Genomic DNA, 17667 nt, shown 5'->3' with positions numbered 1-17667 from the left:
GTTATTACGAACAGAGTAACGTAATTTCTCTTTTAGAAAGAGATTACGTTGTAAAACTCGTTATGACATTATAAAGTAACATAAAATGTCGAAAGAAGAAAACTTACAATGTTCCTTTTGTGGGCGTAAAAAACCAGAAACTGATTTATTAATCGCTGGTATGGATGCCCATATTTGTGATAAATGTATAGAGCAAGCTCACGGTATTGTAGAGGAAGAAGTAACTGAAGCTAAAACAGATGGTTTATCGAAAGATTTAACATTAAAAAAGCCAAAAGAAATTAAAGCTTTTTTAGATCAGTATATAATCGGGCAAGACCAAACAAAAAGAGGAATGTCGGTAGCTGTATATAATCACTATAAGCGATTGTTACAAACTAAAGACGAAGAAGATGAGGTTGAAATAGAGAAGTCGAACATTATTTTAGTGGGGGAAACGGGTACCGGTAAAACATTGGTAGCACGTACAATTGCTAGAATGTTAAACGTACCTTTTTCTATTGTAGATGCTACAGTTTTAACACAGGCAGGATATGTTGGTGAAGATGTTGAAAGTATTTTAAGTCGCTTATTACAAGCCGCAGATTACGATGTAGAAAAAGCACAACGTGGTATTGTTTTTATCGATGAGATAGATAAAATAGCTCGTAAAGGGGATAATCCTTCAATTACTAGAGATGTATCTGGTGAAGGTGTTCAGCAAGCTTTATTAAAACTATTAGAAGGATCTGTAGTAAATGTAGCTCCTAAAGGAGGAAGAAAGCATCCAGACCAGAAGTTTATTGAGGTAGATACCAAGGAGATATTATTTATTGCAGGTGGTGCTTTTTCAGGAATTGATAGAATTATCAGCAAGCGTTTAAATATGCAAGCTGTAGGTTATAGCGCTTCAATTGATGAAGACAAGGTTGATGAAAGTAACTTGTTACAATACATTATTCCTTCTGATTTAAAATCATTTGGATTAATTCCAGAAATCATCGGTCGTTTGCCTGTATTAAGCTACATGAATCCTTTAGATGCAGAAACATTGCGAGCTATTTTAACCGAGCCTAAAAACTCTATTATTAAGCAATACACAAAGTTGTTTGCTATGGATGATGTTGAGTTTACCTTAACAGAAGAAGCATTAAATTATATCGTTGATAAAGCAATTGAATATAAACTAGGTGCTCGTGGATTACGTTCATTGTGTGAAGCTATTTTAACCGATGCAATGTTTGATATGCCAAGTTCAGATGAGAAGGAATTAAAGGTAACCAAAGAATATGCTGAATCTAAAGTAACAAAATCAGCTTTAAAGAAATTAAGAGCAGTTTCGTAATTAATGTTAAAAGCATATATTAGTAATATCATCAGAATTAATAATTATTGATAAAACAAAAAAAAGACCACATTTTAATAAATGTGATCTTTTTTTGTTTTAGGTAAAAGTATTTTTAGTGCGATATAATTTTACTGTGTTTCTTAATCCATTGATTAAGTTGTTCAGTAGTCAAATTATATTTTTGTTGTATTTCGCTTCTTTTATTTTGAATGTGTGTTGCATTTAAAATAGCGTATTCATATTCTTTAGCTACTGATTTTTGAAACTTTTCGTAATAACTTTTTGCAGTTTCTTGTGGTTGTGTAGTTTTAGGTTTAAGAGCAGAATCACCAAGTAAATTAATCCACTGCGTAAATTCTTCAGCATTTAAATTATACTTTTTTTGCACTTCTTCTTTTTTACTTTGTAAATAAGAAGGTGTTAAAATTGCTTTTTCATATTCTTCTACAGCCGATTTCTTAAATTTAGAATAATAAGCAACAGAGTGTTTTTGAGGTAAGCCAACATCTGTACTTTTAACTACATTGTTATTAGAAACTAATAAGCTAGAGTATTTATTAATCCATTCAGTTAACTGAGCTGGATTTAAATTATATTGTTGTTGTAATTCGTCCTTTTTACTTTGTAAATGAGCAGCTGTTAAAACTAATTTGTCATACTCAGTAACTACAGAAAGCTGAAACTTTTCATAATAATTAGAAGCTGTTTGTTTAGTAGTATTATTTTGTACAGGTAGAGTTTTTTTTACTACAGGTTTCGTTACCGTTGGTTTGCTTTTAGGTGTAGGAGTAGCTACGGTGGTAGTTTCTGTATAACCGGCATTGCTTGTATATGCAGCTGTTTCGTCTTTATACCATGCTTGTGGAATATTGTTTAGCTGTTTGTCATTTACAATAATAGCATCAATTTCATTACTAGTAGTGTCTAAACTTTCTAATTTCGTACACCCTTTAACATCTAAGTTGGTTAAACGATTAAAACTGCAATATAGGCTTTCAAGATTTTTGTTGTCTCCAAGAGTAAGTTCTGTTAACTCATTATTATCACAACTCACATAAATTAACTCAACATTATTACGAAGGTCAAGACGCTCTATTTGGTTATCACTACAGTTTAAAAATGTAATAGAGGTACTTTTAGATAAATCTATTTTAGTAATATTATTACCAAAGCAATCGATACGTTTTAAATTAGGAAAACTTTCAAGACCTGTTAAATCTTTAATTTTCGAATGTACATTAGGTAAAAGTTTATTTGTTATCGGGTCGTTTACATTTAAGTTAACAACATGTCTTGCGTCACTAACCAAAATACTTCCGTTTAAACCGTTAGAGTCTATTCCTAAATCGATTAGACATTCTTCCAAACCAATATCAGGAATGATAATAGTTTCTTGTGCAACTACATTTAAAGTTAACAGTAATATAATATATAAAGATGTGAATTTTTTCATAAAAGGTAAATTTGTGGCAAAATTATATATTTATATGATTTAGACAAGTAAAAAGAGTAAGAGATTTCTGTATTAACATAAACGGATTTAAAACTAGTATATTTGCTAGCTGTATTTAAAGTCCTATATGATAACCCAACAAACCATAGAAAAAGTTTTTGAAGCCGCCCAAGTAGCCGAGGTGATAGGTGAATTTGTGCAATTAAAAAAATCAGGAAGTAGTTTTAAAGGCTTAAGTCCGTTTACAGATGAGAGAACTCCGTCTTTTATGGTATCGCCTGTAAAACAGATATGGAAAGATTTTAGTACAGGAAAAGGAGGGAACGCAGTTTCTTTTTTGATGGAACATGAGCATTACACGTATCCGGAGGCAATTAAATGGTTGGCTAAAAAATACAACATCGAAATTGAAGAAACCGAGCAGTCTGAAGAGCAAAAAGAGCAGCTGAACGAAAGAGAAAGTATGTTTTTGGCATCTAAATTTGCTAAAGATTACTTTCACGATGTATTAATGAACAGTCAAAAGGGGCGTGCAATCGGATTGTCTTACTTTAAAGAAAGAGGTTTTAGAGAAGATATTATCGAAAAATTTGATTTAGGATATTGTAAGGATGAATGGACTAATTTTACTGATGCAGCATTAGCAAAGGGCTATGATTTAAAGTATTTAAAATCTACAGGTTTAACAATTGTAAAGGAAGGCGGGCCACAAATCAAAAAATTTGATCGTTTTAAAGGTCGTGTAATGTTTCCGATACACAGTATGTCGGGGCGTATTTTAGGTTTTGGAGGTAGAATACTTACCAACGATAAAAAAGCAGCAAAATATTTAAATTCTCCAGAGAGTGATATTTACCATAAAAGTAAAATTTTATACGGAATTTATCATGCAAAGAAAGAGATAGCAAAACAAGATAACTGTTATTTGGTAGAAGGATATACTGATGTTATTTCTTTTTATCAATCGGGAGTAGAAAACGTGGTTGCTTCTTCTGGTACTGCGCTTACTTCCGATCAAATTCGATTGGTAAATCGATTAACAAAAAATATTACCGTTTTATTTGATGGTGATGCAGCCGGAATTAGAGCTTCTATTCGTGGTATCGATTTGATTCTTGAACAAGGAATGAATGTAAAAGTAGTTTCTTTTCCTGAAGGTGAAGATCCTGATAGTTTTGCAAAAGCACATTCTACAGAAGAATTAAAACAATATTTAGATGAAAAGTCACAAGATTTTATAGAGTTTAAAGTGTCTTTGTTAATGGAAGATGCAGCGAACGATCCTGTAAAAAAAGCAGGATTAATTCGTGATATTGTTACCAGTATTTCTAAAATTCCTGATGGTATTCAACGTGAAGTATACGTGCAAGAATGTGCGCGTATCATGGATATTTCTGAGCGTGTTTTGTTTAGCGAATTAGCACAGTTGATAAGTAAAGGATTGGCTAATTCTAATAAACAGAGTCAAGGTAGTAGTTCTTATCAACCGCAAGCGGAATATTCATCACAACAAGAAAAAGCTTCGTTAGGTCTTGTAAAAGGAGGAGGAAAAGGTCGTCAGAAAATTGATCAGCTTAATATTTTAGAAAAAGAAATTATAAGAATATTGTTGTTGTACGGAAATGAAGTAATCGATTTTGTAAATTGGGTTGATGGCGTTGATGAAAAAGGTCGCCCAGTCATGGAAAAAGAAGAATATCAAAATACGGTTTCTAATGAGCTTTATTTAAATTTACAAGAAGATGAAATTGAGTTTGCCAACGAAATTTTTAAATTAACTTATTATCAATTAGTGCATCAGTTAAATCAAGATGAAAAAATTTCTATCGATCAATTAATAATGCATGAAAATCAAGAAATATCAAATTTAGTAACCAATATTTTAATGGATGAAGAAAAATATTCTTTAAGCGATTGGGAGCGAAAAGAGATTTTTGTGACAGAAACGGTAAAAATATTGCCTAAACTAGTTTCAGATGCTGTGTTAAATTTAAGAAGGGTTTTAATTGAAGAAAAAATTAAAGAGATAATGCACGAAGTACAAACGCAAAATGCAGTTCTCGATTTAGAAGAAATTTCTAATTACACCGATTTAAAAAAGCGATTATTCGAGAAACTTAACAGAGTGGTTTAGATATTAATATATAAGTGTTTCTCCTTTTTATAATATCATTTATTTTTAGTAATTTCGTTACGAAAAAAAGAAAAAGATATTATGAAAAAATTGCTAAATTTTTTTGAACTACTAAGGTTGATTTTACTGTTGCCGTTTAAAATTTCGAACGGACATAAAAAACATGCCTATCAAAAGATTAAACGACAAATGCTGTTGGTTAATTTACTTTAAGTTACTAGGTATTTCGCAAACAGGAATAGGGACCATTTTGTGCTGATTAATTCGATTAAGACGAGTGTATATTTTAAATACTTCTAGTTTTCTATCAGAAAAATCAGCATTGTTTTTACCTTCATTTTGCATTTGCATTGCCCATTCTAATTCATCATACGACGCACCTATTTGATCTTCGTCTGTTCTGCTGTCACCGAATAAACCATCTGTAGGTTGTGCTTTTTGAATTGATTGTGGCACTTCTAAATATGCAGCTAAGTCAAATACTTCAGATTTAACTAAATCTGCAATAGGACTTAAATCAACACCTCCATCACCATACTTGGTGTAAAAACCTACGCCAAAATCTTCTACTTTATTACCAGTTCCGGCTACTAATAATCCGTGTAAACCTGCAAAATAATACAAAGTAGTCATGCGTAAACGCGCACGTGTATTTGCTAAGGCTAAATCGGTTTTTGCTGATTTTTCAACTTTAGGAACCACGGTTTTAAAATCTTCAAAAGTACTGGTTAAATTTACTTCTGCTTCCGTAACATTGCTAAAACGTTCTTTTAATTGTTTAATATGTTCATTTGCCCTGTTTATTTGACTTTCTGCCTGATGAATCGGTAACTCAACACATAAAGTAGGTAAACCCGTTTTTGCACATAAAGTGGAGGTTACAGCACTATCTATACCACCAGAAACACCAACTACAAATCCGTTAACACCAGAATTTGTTGCGTATTCTTTTAGCCATTGTACAATATGTTCTGAAACTTTAGGTGTATTCATAATCAGATAGATTTTATAAAGGTTTATATAAAAAGGATATAAACTATTTTAGTAATTTCGACGTTGTAATGTTGAATGTAAATATACTAAAGTTCATGAGAAAAATTTTAGCACTTTGTGTTTTAGTTTCTGGTTTAATGTCTTGTAAAAAAGAGGCAGCTATTAATTTTAAAGTTGATGTTTCTAATATTGATGTTGTTGTAAATATAGATCGATTTGATGTTGATTTTTATACAACGACTCCAAATAATTTAAATCAAACAAAAAAAAAATATCCGTTGTTGTTTCCGCCACAACCTGATAGTGTTTGGGTGAATAAAATAAATAACGAGGATGAAAGAGAATTGTTTAATGAAACTCAAAAAGTTTATAAAAGCATAGATACTTTAAAGGCTGAGTTAACATCACTTTTTAAGCATTTAAAATATTACAATCCGAAGTTTAAAAGCCCGAGAGTAATTACAATGTTAACAAATATCGATTATGATAATCGCATTGTATATGCCGATAGTTTATTGTTAATTTCTTTAGATGCTTATCTTGGGGAAAATCATCGGTTTTATAATGATTATCCGGTTTATGTAAAGCAAAACAATGATAAAAAACATATTATTGTAGATGTAGCAAAAGCAATCATAAATGCACAAGTGTTTTCGGGGAAACAAAGAAGTTTTATTGATAAGATAATTCAAAAAGGAAAAAGAATGTATTTGTTAGATACCTATTTACCTATGGTTTCTGATGATCAAAAGATAGGCTATTCTAAAGTTAAATATGATTGGGCAAAAAGTAATGAAGAACATATTTGGAAATATTTTATTGAAAAAGATATGTTGTATAGTACCAATAAAGAATTAGATAAACGATTTATAGATATAGCCCCTTTTTCTAAGTTTTATATGGAGCAAGACAATCAATCCCCAGGTAGAATAGGGGAGTTTATTGGTTGGCAGATTGTACGTTCGTACATGCAAAAGAATGACGTATCTTTGCAAGAATTATTACAAAAAAACGAAGAGGAAATCTTCAAGAATTCAAAATATAAACCAAAGAAATAATGGCGATAGAGCACACTTCTAAAATAACATTTAAGGTAGGGTTAGACGAGAATAAAGTTCCTGAAGAAATTTCATGGAATGCTGAAGATGGCGGAATAGATAATGAACCTTCTAAGGCAATCATGTTATCGGTTTGGGATCATAAGAAAAAAGATACTTTGCGTATGGATCTTTGGACAAAAGACATGCCTGTTGATGAGATGAAGCAGTTTTATCATCAAACATTAGTGTCTATGGCAGCGTCATTTGAAAGAGCTACAGACGATGCTAAAATGGGGGCAACCATGCGAGATTTTTGTGATTACTTTGCAGAAAAATTAGAATTGAAAAAATAAAAAAAAAGCGAGCTATTAAGCTCGCTTTTTTATACGGTATGATTTTTTATTTTATTAATAATAAGATTATAATCTTTAGTATTGTTTACAAAATCTAAATCAGAAACATCAATAATTAAAATATTTAAATCGGGTTCTGTTTTTATAAAGTTACTATAGCCATCGTGTATTTTTTGTAAATAACTAGCCTCTATATTTTGTTCGTAATCCCTTCCTCGCTTTTTTATGTTCTCTAATAAGCGTTCTGTATTTTGATATAAGTATACATACAAATCGGGCTTAGTGATTTCTTTGTACATTAAATCGAACATTTTACGGTATAATTTATACTCGTCTTTTTGCAAAGTAACTTGGGCAAAAATTAAAGACTTAAAAATATAATAATCAGAAACTATAAAGTTTTTAAATAAGTCGAATTGCGCTAAATCATCTGTTAATTGTTGGTATCTATCCGCCAAGAAACTCATTTCTAGCGGAAAAGCATAACGTTCATTATCTTCATAAAACTTAGGTAAAAAGGGATTGTCAGCAAAACGCTCTAATACAATTTTAGCATTAAATTCGTCAGACATCATATTAGCTAATGATGTTTTTCCTGCTCCAATATTTCCTTCTATAGCAATGTAATTATATTTTTCGGTAATAGGAGTTGGTCTTTTTAATTGCTCTTTAACAAGTGTGATTTCTGAATTGTCTATACAATTTTCTAAACAAATATATAAATGCTTTTTTTCTATTGGATGAATGGTATTTCTAGCAATTTCTACTAAAGGAACCAATACAAACTTTCGATCTAACATCCGCGGATGCGGTACAATAAGATTTTTAGAGAAAATAATTTCATCTTCAAATAAAATAATATCGATATCAATAATTCTGTCTGCATAACCTCCTGTATCTTTCCTAGTTCTTCCTAATTCGCTCTCTATTGCAAGCAGACTTTTAATTAAGCTTTCGGGTGGCAAATAAGTAGAAACTTTAATACAGGTATTGTAAAAGTCGGCACCATCAAAACCTAATGAAGGTGTTTTATATACGGAAGCAATTTTAAGGACAGCACCAATTTTATCAGCAATTATATTAATTGCATTCTGAATGTTTTCGAGCTTATCACCTTTATTGGTTCCTATTGATAAATATGTTATTCGTTGTATTTTCATGTGTAGATTGCAAAGAAAAATAAAACTAGAACAACATAAGTAAAAAAACATGCTTTTTTTATTTTAAATAAGGTAGGGTAAAGCTCATTAGATTTGTTTTATATATGGATTTCTTTATAGAGTATAGTTTTATTATGATTATTGGGGAATGGTCAAAAACAAAACTCTTGAAATATTGCTAGTTTTAGTAGTTTTTTTAGGTGTTTATAACTCTAAGATCTCCCTGTTAATAAGGTAACAAAAAAGGCAACCATATGGTTGCCTTTTTTTAATTTTATAGGAAAGATTTTTACTCTTCTTTTCTAGGTTCTCTTGGTTTTCTGTCATCACGCCCGCGGTTATCTCTACTTCTGTTATCACGTCCGCCAGAACGTTTATCATCTCTTGGTGGTCTTGCTACATAACCTTCTGGTTTTGGTAACAATGCTTTACGTGAAACTTTTTCTTTACGAGTTCTTGGATCCTGACCGAAATATTTTACATCAAAAACATCACCCATATTTACTACATCAGTAACGTTTTCTGTACGTTCCCAAGCTAGTTCACTAACGTGTAATAAAACTTCGTTTCCTGGAGCATCCATATATTCTACAACTGCGCCAAAATCTAACATTTTAATTACTTTAACCTGGTAAGCATTACCTACTGTTGGCTTGAAAAGCATAGATTCGATACGAGTAATAACTTCCTCTATCCCTTGCAGGATCAGTTCCTAAGATTTCAATAATTCCTTCTTCGGTTACAGCGTCTTCAGTAATTACAATTGTAGTTCCTGTTTCTTTCTGTAATTCTTGAATATGTTTACCTCCTGGTCCAATAAATGCACCAATCATATCATTAGGAATACGTCTGTTAATCATTTTAGGAGCATGCTCTTTAACTTCTTCGTTTGCTGAAGCAATCGTGTCAGTTAATTTCTCTAAAATATGTAAACGACCGTCACGAGCTTGTTTTAGTGCATTTACTAAAATTTCGTAACCTAAACCTTTTACTTTAATATCCATTTGACAAGCAGTAATTCCTTCCGAAGTACCCGTTACTTTAAAGTCCATATCACCTAAGTGATCTTCATCACCTAAAATATCAGATAAAACTGCGTAACGATCACCATCAGAAATTAATCCCATAGCAATACCAGAAACTGGTCTTGTCATTTTAACACCTGCGTCCATTAATGCCATCGTACCAGCACAAACTGTAGCCATAGAAGAAGAACCGTTAGATTCTAATACTTCAGATACTACTCTTACTGTATAAGGACAATCGTCTGGAATCATTCCTTTTAATCCACGTTGCGCTAAGTTACCATGACCAACTTCTCTACGAGACGTTCCTCTTAATGGTCTTGCTTCACCTGTACAAAAAGGAGGGAAGTTATAATGTAAATAGAAATTCTCTTCACCTTCGTAAGATGGCATGTCTATTTTATTTGCATCTCTTGATGTTCCTAAAGTAACAGTTGCTAATGCTTGCGTTTCTCCACGAGTAAAAATTGATGAACCGTGTGTAGAAGGTAAATAATCTACCTCACACCAAATTGGTCTAATTTCATCAGTCTTACGACCGTCTAAACGTAATCCTTCAGCTAAAGTTAATTCACGAACAGCAGCTTTTTGAGATTTATTGAAATATTTTCCAACTAAATCACCATAATCTGCTAATTCTTCTTCAGTAAAAGCAGCTTTTACTTCTTCTTTTACTTCAGCAAAAGCAGCAGAACGCTCTGCCTTAGATGTTCCTTTTTTAGCGATAGCATAACACTTATCATAAGCAAGGTCATTTATTTTTGCAGCAACTTCTTCGTCTTCTCTTTCTCCTTCGTATTCTCTTGTTTCTTTCTTTCCGAAAGCTTCAGCTAAACGAACTTGAGCAGCACACTGAATCTTAATAGATTCATGAGCAAATTTAATTGCCTCAGCCATTTCTTCTTCAGAAATCTCATCCATTTCACCTTCAACCATCATTACAGAATCAGCTGATGCTCCAATCATCATATCGATGTCAGATTCTGCTAATTGTGCTCTGTTTGGGTTGATTACAAATTCCCCATTTACTCTTGCAACACGTGCTTCAGAAATTGGGCATTCGAAAGGGAAATCAGATAATTGAATAGCTGCTGATGCTGCTAAACCTGCTAATGCATCTGGCATAACATCTTCATCATGAGACATTAATTGGATCATTACTTGTACTTCTGAATGGTAATCTTTTGGGAATAATGGACGTAAAACACGGTCTACAAGACGCATTGTTAATACTTCACCATCACTTGGTCTAGCTTCTCTTTTAAAGAAACCACCTGGATAACGACCGGCAGCTGCAAACTTCTCTCTATAATCTACCGTTAATGGCAAGAAATCAACTGTTCCTGCTTTGTAGCTAGATACTACAGTACATAACAACATTGCTTTTCCCATTTGAACAACAACCGAACCATGGGCTTGTTTTGCTAACTTACCCGTTTCTAATGAGATGGTTCTTCCATCTCCAAGGTCAATGACCTCTCTAAATACTTTTGGAATCATAAATTTTAATTCTAAATTTTTAAATTGTTTGTTGTTGTGTTGTTATTGTTTGTTGTTGCAATGGAAATTCAAAATTGTTGTTAAAAATCTTGATTTTTTTATATAAATTTCTATTAGTTAGATAGAAATGAACTTTTTTTAAAATAAAAAAGAGGCACGTTTATAGAGCCTCTTTTTTGTGAGAATTATTTTCTAATTCCTAATTCTACGATAATCGCACGATATCTGTTGATTTCTGTTTTCTTTAAGTAATCTAGTAAACTTCTACGCTTACCTACCATCTTTACTAATGAACGCTCTGTGTTAAAATCTTTACGATTTCTTTTTAAGTGCTCAGTTAAGTGGTTGATTCTAAATGTGAACAATGCAATTTGTCCTTCCGAAGTACCAGTATCAGCTTTACCTTTACCGTGTTTTTCGAATAATCCTTCTTTTACTTCTTTTGTTAAATACATTCCAATATTATTTAAATGATTTTTATGTACACCAATAATGTTTTTATTGATGCTGCAAATGTACAAATATTTTTTTATTTGAAATGTATAGAAATGAGTGTTTTTAAGCAGGATGAAAAACAAAAAAAAGCTAGCGTTAGCTAGCTTTTTTTATGCTCTTATAGGTTGATTCTGAATCAAGTCTATATATAAATTTACTTGTTTTTTTAGATTTTTACGTTCGTAAATCCCGTCTAAGAAACCATGTTCTAATACAAATTCAGATCGTTGAAAACCTTCAGGTAATTCTTTACCTGTTGTGTCTTTTACAACACGTGGCCCCGCAAATGCAATTAAAGCATTAGGTTCAGCAATATTAATATCACCCAACATTGCAAATGAAGCTGTTGTTCCTCCAGTAGTTGGATCGGTACATAATGATATGTACGGAATTTTAGCATCTGCTAATTGTGCTAATTTTGCTGATGTTTTTACCAATTGCATTAAAGATAATGATGCTTCCATCATACGTGCTCCTCCTGATTTTGAAATCATTAAAAAAGGAAGTTCGTTTTTGATAGCATAATCAATAGCTCTTGCTATTTTTTCTCCTACAACACTACCCATAGATCCACCGATAAAAGCAAAATCCATAGAAGCAATAACGATATTGTTTCCGTAAGATTTACCTACAGCTGTACGAACAGCATCTTTTAAACCAGTTTTCTTTTGTGCCGCTTTTAAGCGATCTGGATATTTTTTAGTGTCTTCAAATTTTAAAGGGTCTTTTGATGTTAAAGTAGCATTTAATTCAACAAAATTATTGTCATCAAAAAAAAGTTCGAAATACTCATGACTCCCAATGCGAACATGGTATCCATCTTCTGGACTTACATATAGGTTCTTCTTTAGTTCATCAGTATCTATTACTTTACCACTAGGTGTTTTATACCACAAGCCTTTAGGCGTGTCTTTTTTTCTTCGGTTGGGGTTTGAATCCCTTTGTCTGTACGTTTAAACCAAGCCATAGTTTAGTTTATATTTTGTTGTTTGTTTTTGGTTAACTCTTTATATTTTAAGAAAAGAGCTGACGACAAATGTAAATGATTTTTGTGAACTTTACTTTTGATAAATAAAAAAAAGCACTTAGATTATTCTAAGTGCTTGTTTTTTAGAAGTTATGAATACTATAAAGTGTTTACATTATTTAAATCTTCAAATGCTTTTTTAAGACGTGTCTTAAATGTTAACTCGCCTTCTCTTAGCCATTTACGAGGGTCGTAGTGTTTTTTATTAGGTTTGTCAGCTCCATCAGGATTACCAATTTGAGTAGCCAAGTATTCTTTTTTATCTAAAACATAATCACGTACACCTTCGGTAAAGGCATACTGTAAATCAGTATCAATATTCATTTTTATAACTCCGTAACCAATTGCTTCTCTTATTTCTTCTAAAGTAGAACCTGATCCACCATGAAAAACAAAATCAATTGTATTATGAGGAACATCATACTTTTTTGAAATATATTCTTGAGAGTTCTTTAAAATTTTCGGTGTTAATTTCACATTACCCGGCTTGTAAACTCCATGAACATTACCAAAAGCAGCAGCGATTGTAAATTGATCGCTTACTTTCATTAATTCTTCATAAGCAAAGGCAACTTCTTCTGGCTGTGTGTATAACTTAGAAACATCAACATCAGAATTATCTACGCCATCTTCTTCACCACCAGTTATTCCTAACTCAATTTCTAAAGTCATACCTATTTTACTCATACGAGCTAGGTATTTTTTACAAATTTCAATATTTTCCTCAATAGGTTCTTCAGATAAATCTATCATATGAGAACTGTAAAGAGATTTTCCTGTTTCTTTATAAAACTGCTCACTTGCATCTAATAAACCATCAATCCAAGGTAATAATTTTTTAGCAGCATGATCTGTATGTAATATTACAGGAATTCCATAAGCTTCAGCTAATAAGTGCACATGTTTTGCTCCTGCAACAGCCCCAGCAATAGCAGCTTTTTCATTTTCGTTTGATAAACCTTTACCTGCATTAAATTGAGCTCCACCATTAGAAAACTGAATTATTACTGGTGAGTTTAATTCTTTTGCAGTTTCTAAAACAGTGTTTACGGTATTAGAACCTACAACATTTACAGCAGGTAATGCAAAATTTTTATCTTTAGCTAATTGAAATATTGCTTGAACTTCTTTACCGGTAGCAACACCAGCCTTAATAGTATGAGCCATTTTATTTGTTTTTAGTTGTGTTTAGCGCATCAAAAATAAGAAATTTTCAACGTATTAATAAGAAATAACAGCAAGTGAATTGATAATAAAAATTAAAAAGGGTAATTAATTCCTATATTTAATACAGAGCTAGAGAAATCGAAGTTCTTAAACCACTTATTATTCTCTAAATAAGGTTCATGTACTTTAAAGCCTAAATCTAATCGTGCTATTAAAAACTTAAAATCATAACGAAGTCCGAAACCAGAACCAACCGCCATATTAGTTAAAGATTTTATATTTTTAAACTTAGTACTTTCTTCAGTGAATTGAGAATTAGTAATGTCCCAAATATTTCCTGCATCAACAAATAAAGCTCCTTTTAAAGAACCTAATACATTAAATCGATATTCAAAACTCGATAAAAATTTTAAACTACCAATATTATATTCTAATCCTGGTTTTCTAGTTCCTGGTCCTAAATCATATGTTCTCCAAGCTCTAATATCGTTTGACCCTCCTGCAAAATAACTACGAGAAAATGGAATGTTAGATTTGTCGTAGGTTATAATTGCTCCTAAAAAAGTTCGATGTGCTAAAACAGTGTTGTTACCAAGATTCCAATATTTCTTATATTCTATATCTGTTTTAAAATACTGAGCAATAGGTATTTTAAAAACTGTTCTTTGCCCTCTGTCGTTTGTTTCGTTTGATAATAAACCCATAATGTTTCCTGAATTGGCAATTCTTAGCTTTAGAAAAGAAAAGTTTGCGTCTTTAGCATTTTCTTGGTTATTATACGTGTAACTATAAGCTATTTCAGGAATTAAAAAATCAGAAGTAATTATGTTGTAGCGATTAAAAATATTAAGGTTGTTTTGATATTCTGCAGGATTTGTGACTGCAAAAGAATTATCTTGGGCAACGTTTCTAATAAATTGAAGAATATCTGCAGAGTTACTAGAATTGTTAGCAGGCAGCGTGTATGCAGCTGTAGCGTCATCTACAGTTTTTAATTTAGAGTATTCTGAAGCATATATATTAAAATAATTATCAATATTTAAGTTTCGGATATATTGTGTATTAAAAAATTCTAACTGAATTGTTTTCTGTTCATTGTATTTCCATTTATAATCAATACCCACAGAAATATTTTGATTATCAAGACCTATATTTTTTTGAATACCACCACCCACAAAAAACTTTGTTCTAGGAAACATTTTTTTAGGCACAAGTTTATGTAACCCAAAAGGAGCCATAAAACGAGGTATTTCTAAAGAAAGATCAGCACCAACTTCCCAACCAGGTCCGTTATTTGAATTAAAGTAAGATCCGAAAGTCGATAGTTTAAAAATTTCAGCACCTTTAAAAGTATTTCTGTTTGTAACTGAAAACTTTAAAGAAACATCAAAATTTCTAATATTAGATCGAGAAAGTTCAGTATCTAAACCCAAAGTGTATTTTTCAATCGGAGTTAAAAAAACATCCGCTTCTAATTCATGATCATTTAATTCATTATAACGAATAGAAGTAGCTTTAAAGTTCTTTAACCCTCTTAAATGTGTACGTGTTAAATTTCTAGAAACATCATCATAAACGGTGTTAGGTTTAATAAATAACGATTGTGATAAGAACTTAGGATTGTATTTTAATTTTTTATGTGCATAAAAATTAATACCTTCATAGGAAGCAGAATCTTTATGAACGGAATTTCTTTCGTTATAAGTGTAATCGGTGTAGACGTTTATTTTTTTTATTTTTTGAATTTTAAAAGGAACAACTCTATCAGAAATGTTAATATCAACATCTGCTTTTTGATAGTTTTTTAGGGTGTCTATTTCAAAAGAAATATAATTTTCATTAAAATGGAATACTCCTTTATTTCTAAATAAATTAACTAATCGATTTGCCTCTTTAATAAAATTACCATCCTTGTATTGGTCTCCTGATTTAAGAAAACTTTTTTCTTTTAAGTCTTTATATATTACATCAAGAACAGGAGAAGATATTTTTGTGCTAATTGTATCTAAAAAAGAAGGTTTACCTTTTGATATATTATAAGATATGGCTCCCTTTTTATTACCTACAGAATCTTTTTGAGAAGAAACACGCGAACGGAAATAACCTTCGGTTTGAAAATAAGCATTTAAATTGGCTACTGTTTTTCTTGTTTTTTTATCATTAATAACAACAGGAGCTTCACCACTATTTAAAAACCAATTATTAAAGCCAATAAAGCTTTTAGCAACAGAGATACTTTGCTTTTCAGAAAAAGCACTTTTTAAGAAGGAATATGTTTTTGGTTTTTGTTTACCCCATTGTGTAGGCGTTTGTGGGCCTTCTGGGTTTCCTAAGTTATAAAAATATAGCGATAAGGGGATGCCTAAAGCTTTCGCGTTAGGTCGTTGTATAAGTAATTCAGTAATGTTTTCGTCTGAGTTTTTTTCACTATCAACATAAATAGTGTTTTTTGTTAGTAATAACTCATTTTCTTTTACATATTTTATCGTATTACACGAACTGAATAAGACTACTAATAAAAAGAAGAAAGAAAGTTTTTTCATTAACTTTACGCCTCGTATTTTAAAGATCAAAAATACTAATTTTTAGTGGTTATAATGTGTTAAAAAAGATTTAATGAGTTTATCTAAAAGCAACCTGAAGTTAATAACAAGTTTACAGCAAAAAAAGTATCGCCAAAAGCATAAATTATTTGTAGCGGAGGGAATAAAGGTTGTAAAAGAATTATTAAACTCTTCTTTAGAAGCATCGCATGTTTTTACGGTAGATGAATCTTTTGTTGTTTCGAATGAAATAGCGCGTACTGTTATATCAGATAATGAATTAAAAAAAATTAGCACTTTAAAAAATCCGAATAAAGTTTTAGGGTTATTTAAAATACCCGAAGCAAAGCAAACTAATGAAACAGGATTAATAATTGCTTTAGATGAAGTGAATGATCCTGGTAATTTAGGAACCATTATTCGATTATGCGATTGGTTTGGAGTATCAGAGCTTGTTTGCTCTAAAAACACGGTGGATTGTTATAATCAGAAAGTAGTGCAATCTACCATGGGTTCTTTAACGAGAGTTAATGTTTCTTATGTTGATTTATCTGATTTTTTATCTAGTACACAATTGCCAACTTACACGGCAGATATGGACGGAAATAATGTGTACAAAGCATCGTTGCCAGAAAAAGCTGTTTTAGTAATGGGGAATGAAGCAAACGGAATTTCAGCAGAAATTTCAGCAATTGTAAAGCACAAATTAACCATTCCTAGGTTTGGTGAAATTCAACAAACAGAAAGTTTAAATGTTGCTACAGCAACTGCTATTTTATTAAGCGAGTTTAAAAGAGGTTTAGAATAATCCGTTAATTTGAGCGTCTATTCTATCGATAATAGAACCTAAATCTTCTTGATTTTTAACGAAATCTAAATTATCAACATCTATAATTAATAGTTTTCCTTTGGTGTATTTACTAATCCAAGCTTCGTAACGTTCGTTTAATCGACTTAAATAATCGATGCTAATAGAGTTTTCATACTCTCTACCACGTTTGTGAATTTGTCCTACAAGTGTAGAAATATCGGCACGTAAATAAATTAATAAATCTGGCGGAGTTACCAAATTTTCCATTAATTCAAATAAAGAAGAGTAATTGCTATAATCACGATTTGTCATTAAACCCATTGCATGTAAGTTGGGTGCAAAAATGTGAGCATCTTCATAGATTGTTCTATCTTGAATAATTTTTTTACCAGATTGTCTTAATTCTAAAACCTGACGAAAACGGCTGTTTAAAAAGAAAACTTGCAGATTAAAAGACCAACGTTCCATCTCAGCATAAAAATCATCTAAATAAGGATTTTCATCTACCGATTCGAAATGTGGATCCCAATTATAATGTTTTGCTAATAATTGTGTTAATGTTGTTTTACCTGCGCCTATATTTCCGGCAATTGCTACATGCATATTTTTAGATATTTCAAGATGGTAAAATTACATAAA

The 17667-nt window shown here is 31.4% G+C and carries 12 protein-coding genes and 2 pseudogenes; 5 read left to right on the top strand and 9 right to left on the bottom strand.

What is annotated here, in order from left to right:
- Nucleotides 1-85: 85 nt before the first annotated feature.
- Nucleotides 86-1324 carry an ATP-dependent Clp protease ATP-binding subunit ClpX gene (gene clpX, locus RRF68_RS07120; RefSeq protein WP_218771437.1) on the top strand — a complete coding sequence of 413 codons (1239 nt, stop codon included), beginning with the start codon at nucleotides 86-88 and terminating at the stop codon, nucleotides 1322-1324.
- Nucleotides 1325-1439: 115 nt separating this feature from the next.
- On the opposite strand, the gene RRF68_RS07115 is transcribed toward clpX, so the two are convergent.
- Entirely contained in the window at nucleotides 1440-2780 is a 1341-nt protein-coding gene (locus RRF68_RS07115) for a hypothetical protein (protein ID WP_315943914.1), read from the bottom strand.
- A 127-nt stretch (nucleotides 2781-2907) separates the two neighbouring features.
- Here RRF68_RS07115 and dnaG point away from each other — a divergent pair, with 127 nt between their 5' ends.
- Nucleotides 2908-4914, top strand: coding sequence for a DNA primase (gene dnaG, locus RRF68_RS07110; RefSeq protein WP_315943913.1), 2007 nt, complete (start codon nucleotides 2908-2910; stop codon nucleotides 4912-4914).
- A 204-nt stretch (nucleotides 4915-5118) separates the two neighbouring features.
- Here the strand turns inward: dnaG and nadE are convergent, their stop codons facing one another.
- On the bottom strand, nucleotides 5119-5907 hold the full coding sequence (gene nadE / locus RRF68_RS07105; RefSeq protein WP_315943912.1) for an NAD(+) synthase: 789 nt from the start codon (nucleotides 5905-5907) through the stop codon (nucleotides 5119-5121).
- Between the two features lie 95 nt (nucleotides 5908-6002).
- On the opposite strand from nadE, the gene gldB reads away from it, so the two are divergent.
- Nucleotides 6003-6965, top strand: a complete 963-nt coding sequence (gene gldB / locus RRF68_RS07100; RefSeq protein ID WP_218771433.1) for a gliding motility lipoprotein GldB — start codon at nucleotides 6003-6005, stop codon at nucleotides 6963-6965.
- Nucleotides 6965-7300, top strand: coding sequence for a gliding motility protein GldC (gene gldC, locus RRF68_RS07095; RefSeq protein ID WP_218771432.1), 336 nt, complete (start codon nucleotides 6965-6967; stop codon nucleotides 7298-7300). The genes gldB and gldC overlap by 1 nt, the downstream gene beginning before the upstream one ends.
- Before the next feature lie 29 nt (nucleotides 7301-7329).
- Here the strand turns inward: gldC and folK are convergent, their stop codons facing one another.
- From folK to RRF68_RS07065, 6 genes and pseudogenes are all read right to left on the bottom strand, one after another.
- The gene (gene folK / locus RRF68_RS07090) at nucleotides 7330-8460 is read right to left on the bottom strand and encodes a 2-amino-4-hydroxy-6-hydroxymethyldihydropteridine diphosphokinase (RefSeq protein ID WP_315943911.1); all 1131 of its coding nucleotides are present in this window, start codon (nucleotides 8458-8460) and stop codon (nucleotides 7330-7332) included.
- Between the two features lie 289 nt (nucleotides 8461-8749).
- Nucleotides 8750-10985 (bottom strand): annotated as a pseudogene (locus tag RRF68_RS07085) (polyribonucleotide nucleotidyltransferase).
- Nucleotides 10986-11170: 185 nt separating this feature from the next.
- Complete coding sequence (gene rpsO / locus RRF68_RS07080; RefSeq protein WP_218771429.1) at nucleotides 11171-11440, bottom strand: 30S ribosomal protein S15; 270 nt, start codon at nucleotides 11438-11440, stop codon at nucleotides 11171-11173.
- 150 nt (nucleotides 11441-11590) lie between these two features.
- Nucleotides 11591-12447: pseudogene (gene accD, locus RRF68_RS07075) on the bottom strand (acetyl-CoA carboxylase, carboxyltransferase subunit beta).
- 159 nt (nucleotides 12448-12606) lie between these two features.
- Nucleotides 12607-13674: a class II fructose-bisphosphate aldolase gene (fbaA, locus tag RRF68_RS07070; RefSeq protein WP_218771427.1), complete on the bottom strand. Its 1068-nt coding sequence runs from the start codon at nucleotides 13672-13674 to the stop codon at nucleotides 12607-12609.
- Between the two features lie 92 nt (nucleotides 13675-13766).
- Nucleotides 13767-16217, bottom strand: coding sequence for a BamA/TamA family outer membrane protein (locus RRF68_RS07065; protein ID WP_315943910.1), 2451 nt, complete (start codon nucleotides 16215-16217; stop codon nucleotides 13767-13769).
- A 73-nt stretch (nucleotides 16218-16290) separates the two neighbouring features.
- Here RRF68_RS07065 and RRF68_RS07060 point away from each other — a divergent pair, with 73 nt between their 5' ends.
- Entirely contained in the window at nucleotides 16291-17025 is a 735-nt protein-coding gene (locus RRF68_RS07060) for an RNA methyltransferase (RefSeq protein ID WP_315943909.1), read from the top strand.
- Here RRF68_RS07060 and RRF68_RS07055 read toward each other — a convergent pair.
- The gene (locus RRF68_RS07055) at nucleotides 17017-17643 is read right to left on the bottom strand and encodes a deoxynucleoside kinase (RefSeq protein WP_255555929.1); all 627 of its coding nucleotides are present in this window, start codon (nucleotides 17641-17643) and stop codon (nucleotides 17017-17019) included. The two genes, RRF68_RS07060 and RRF68_RS07055, sit on opposite strands and share 9 nt — an antisense overlap.
- Nucleotides 17644-17667 lie beyond the last annotated feature (24 nt).

This window comes from Tenacibaculum sp. HL-MS23 (assembly GCF_032463465.1).
GTDB lineage: Bacteria > Bacteroidota > Bacteroidia > Flavobacteriales > Flavobacteriaceae > Polaribacter > Polaribacter bernardetii.
Note: the sequence above shows the minus strand (reverse complement) of the source record. Positions and strands in the feature narration are given on the sequence as shown.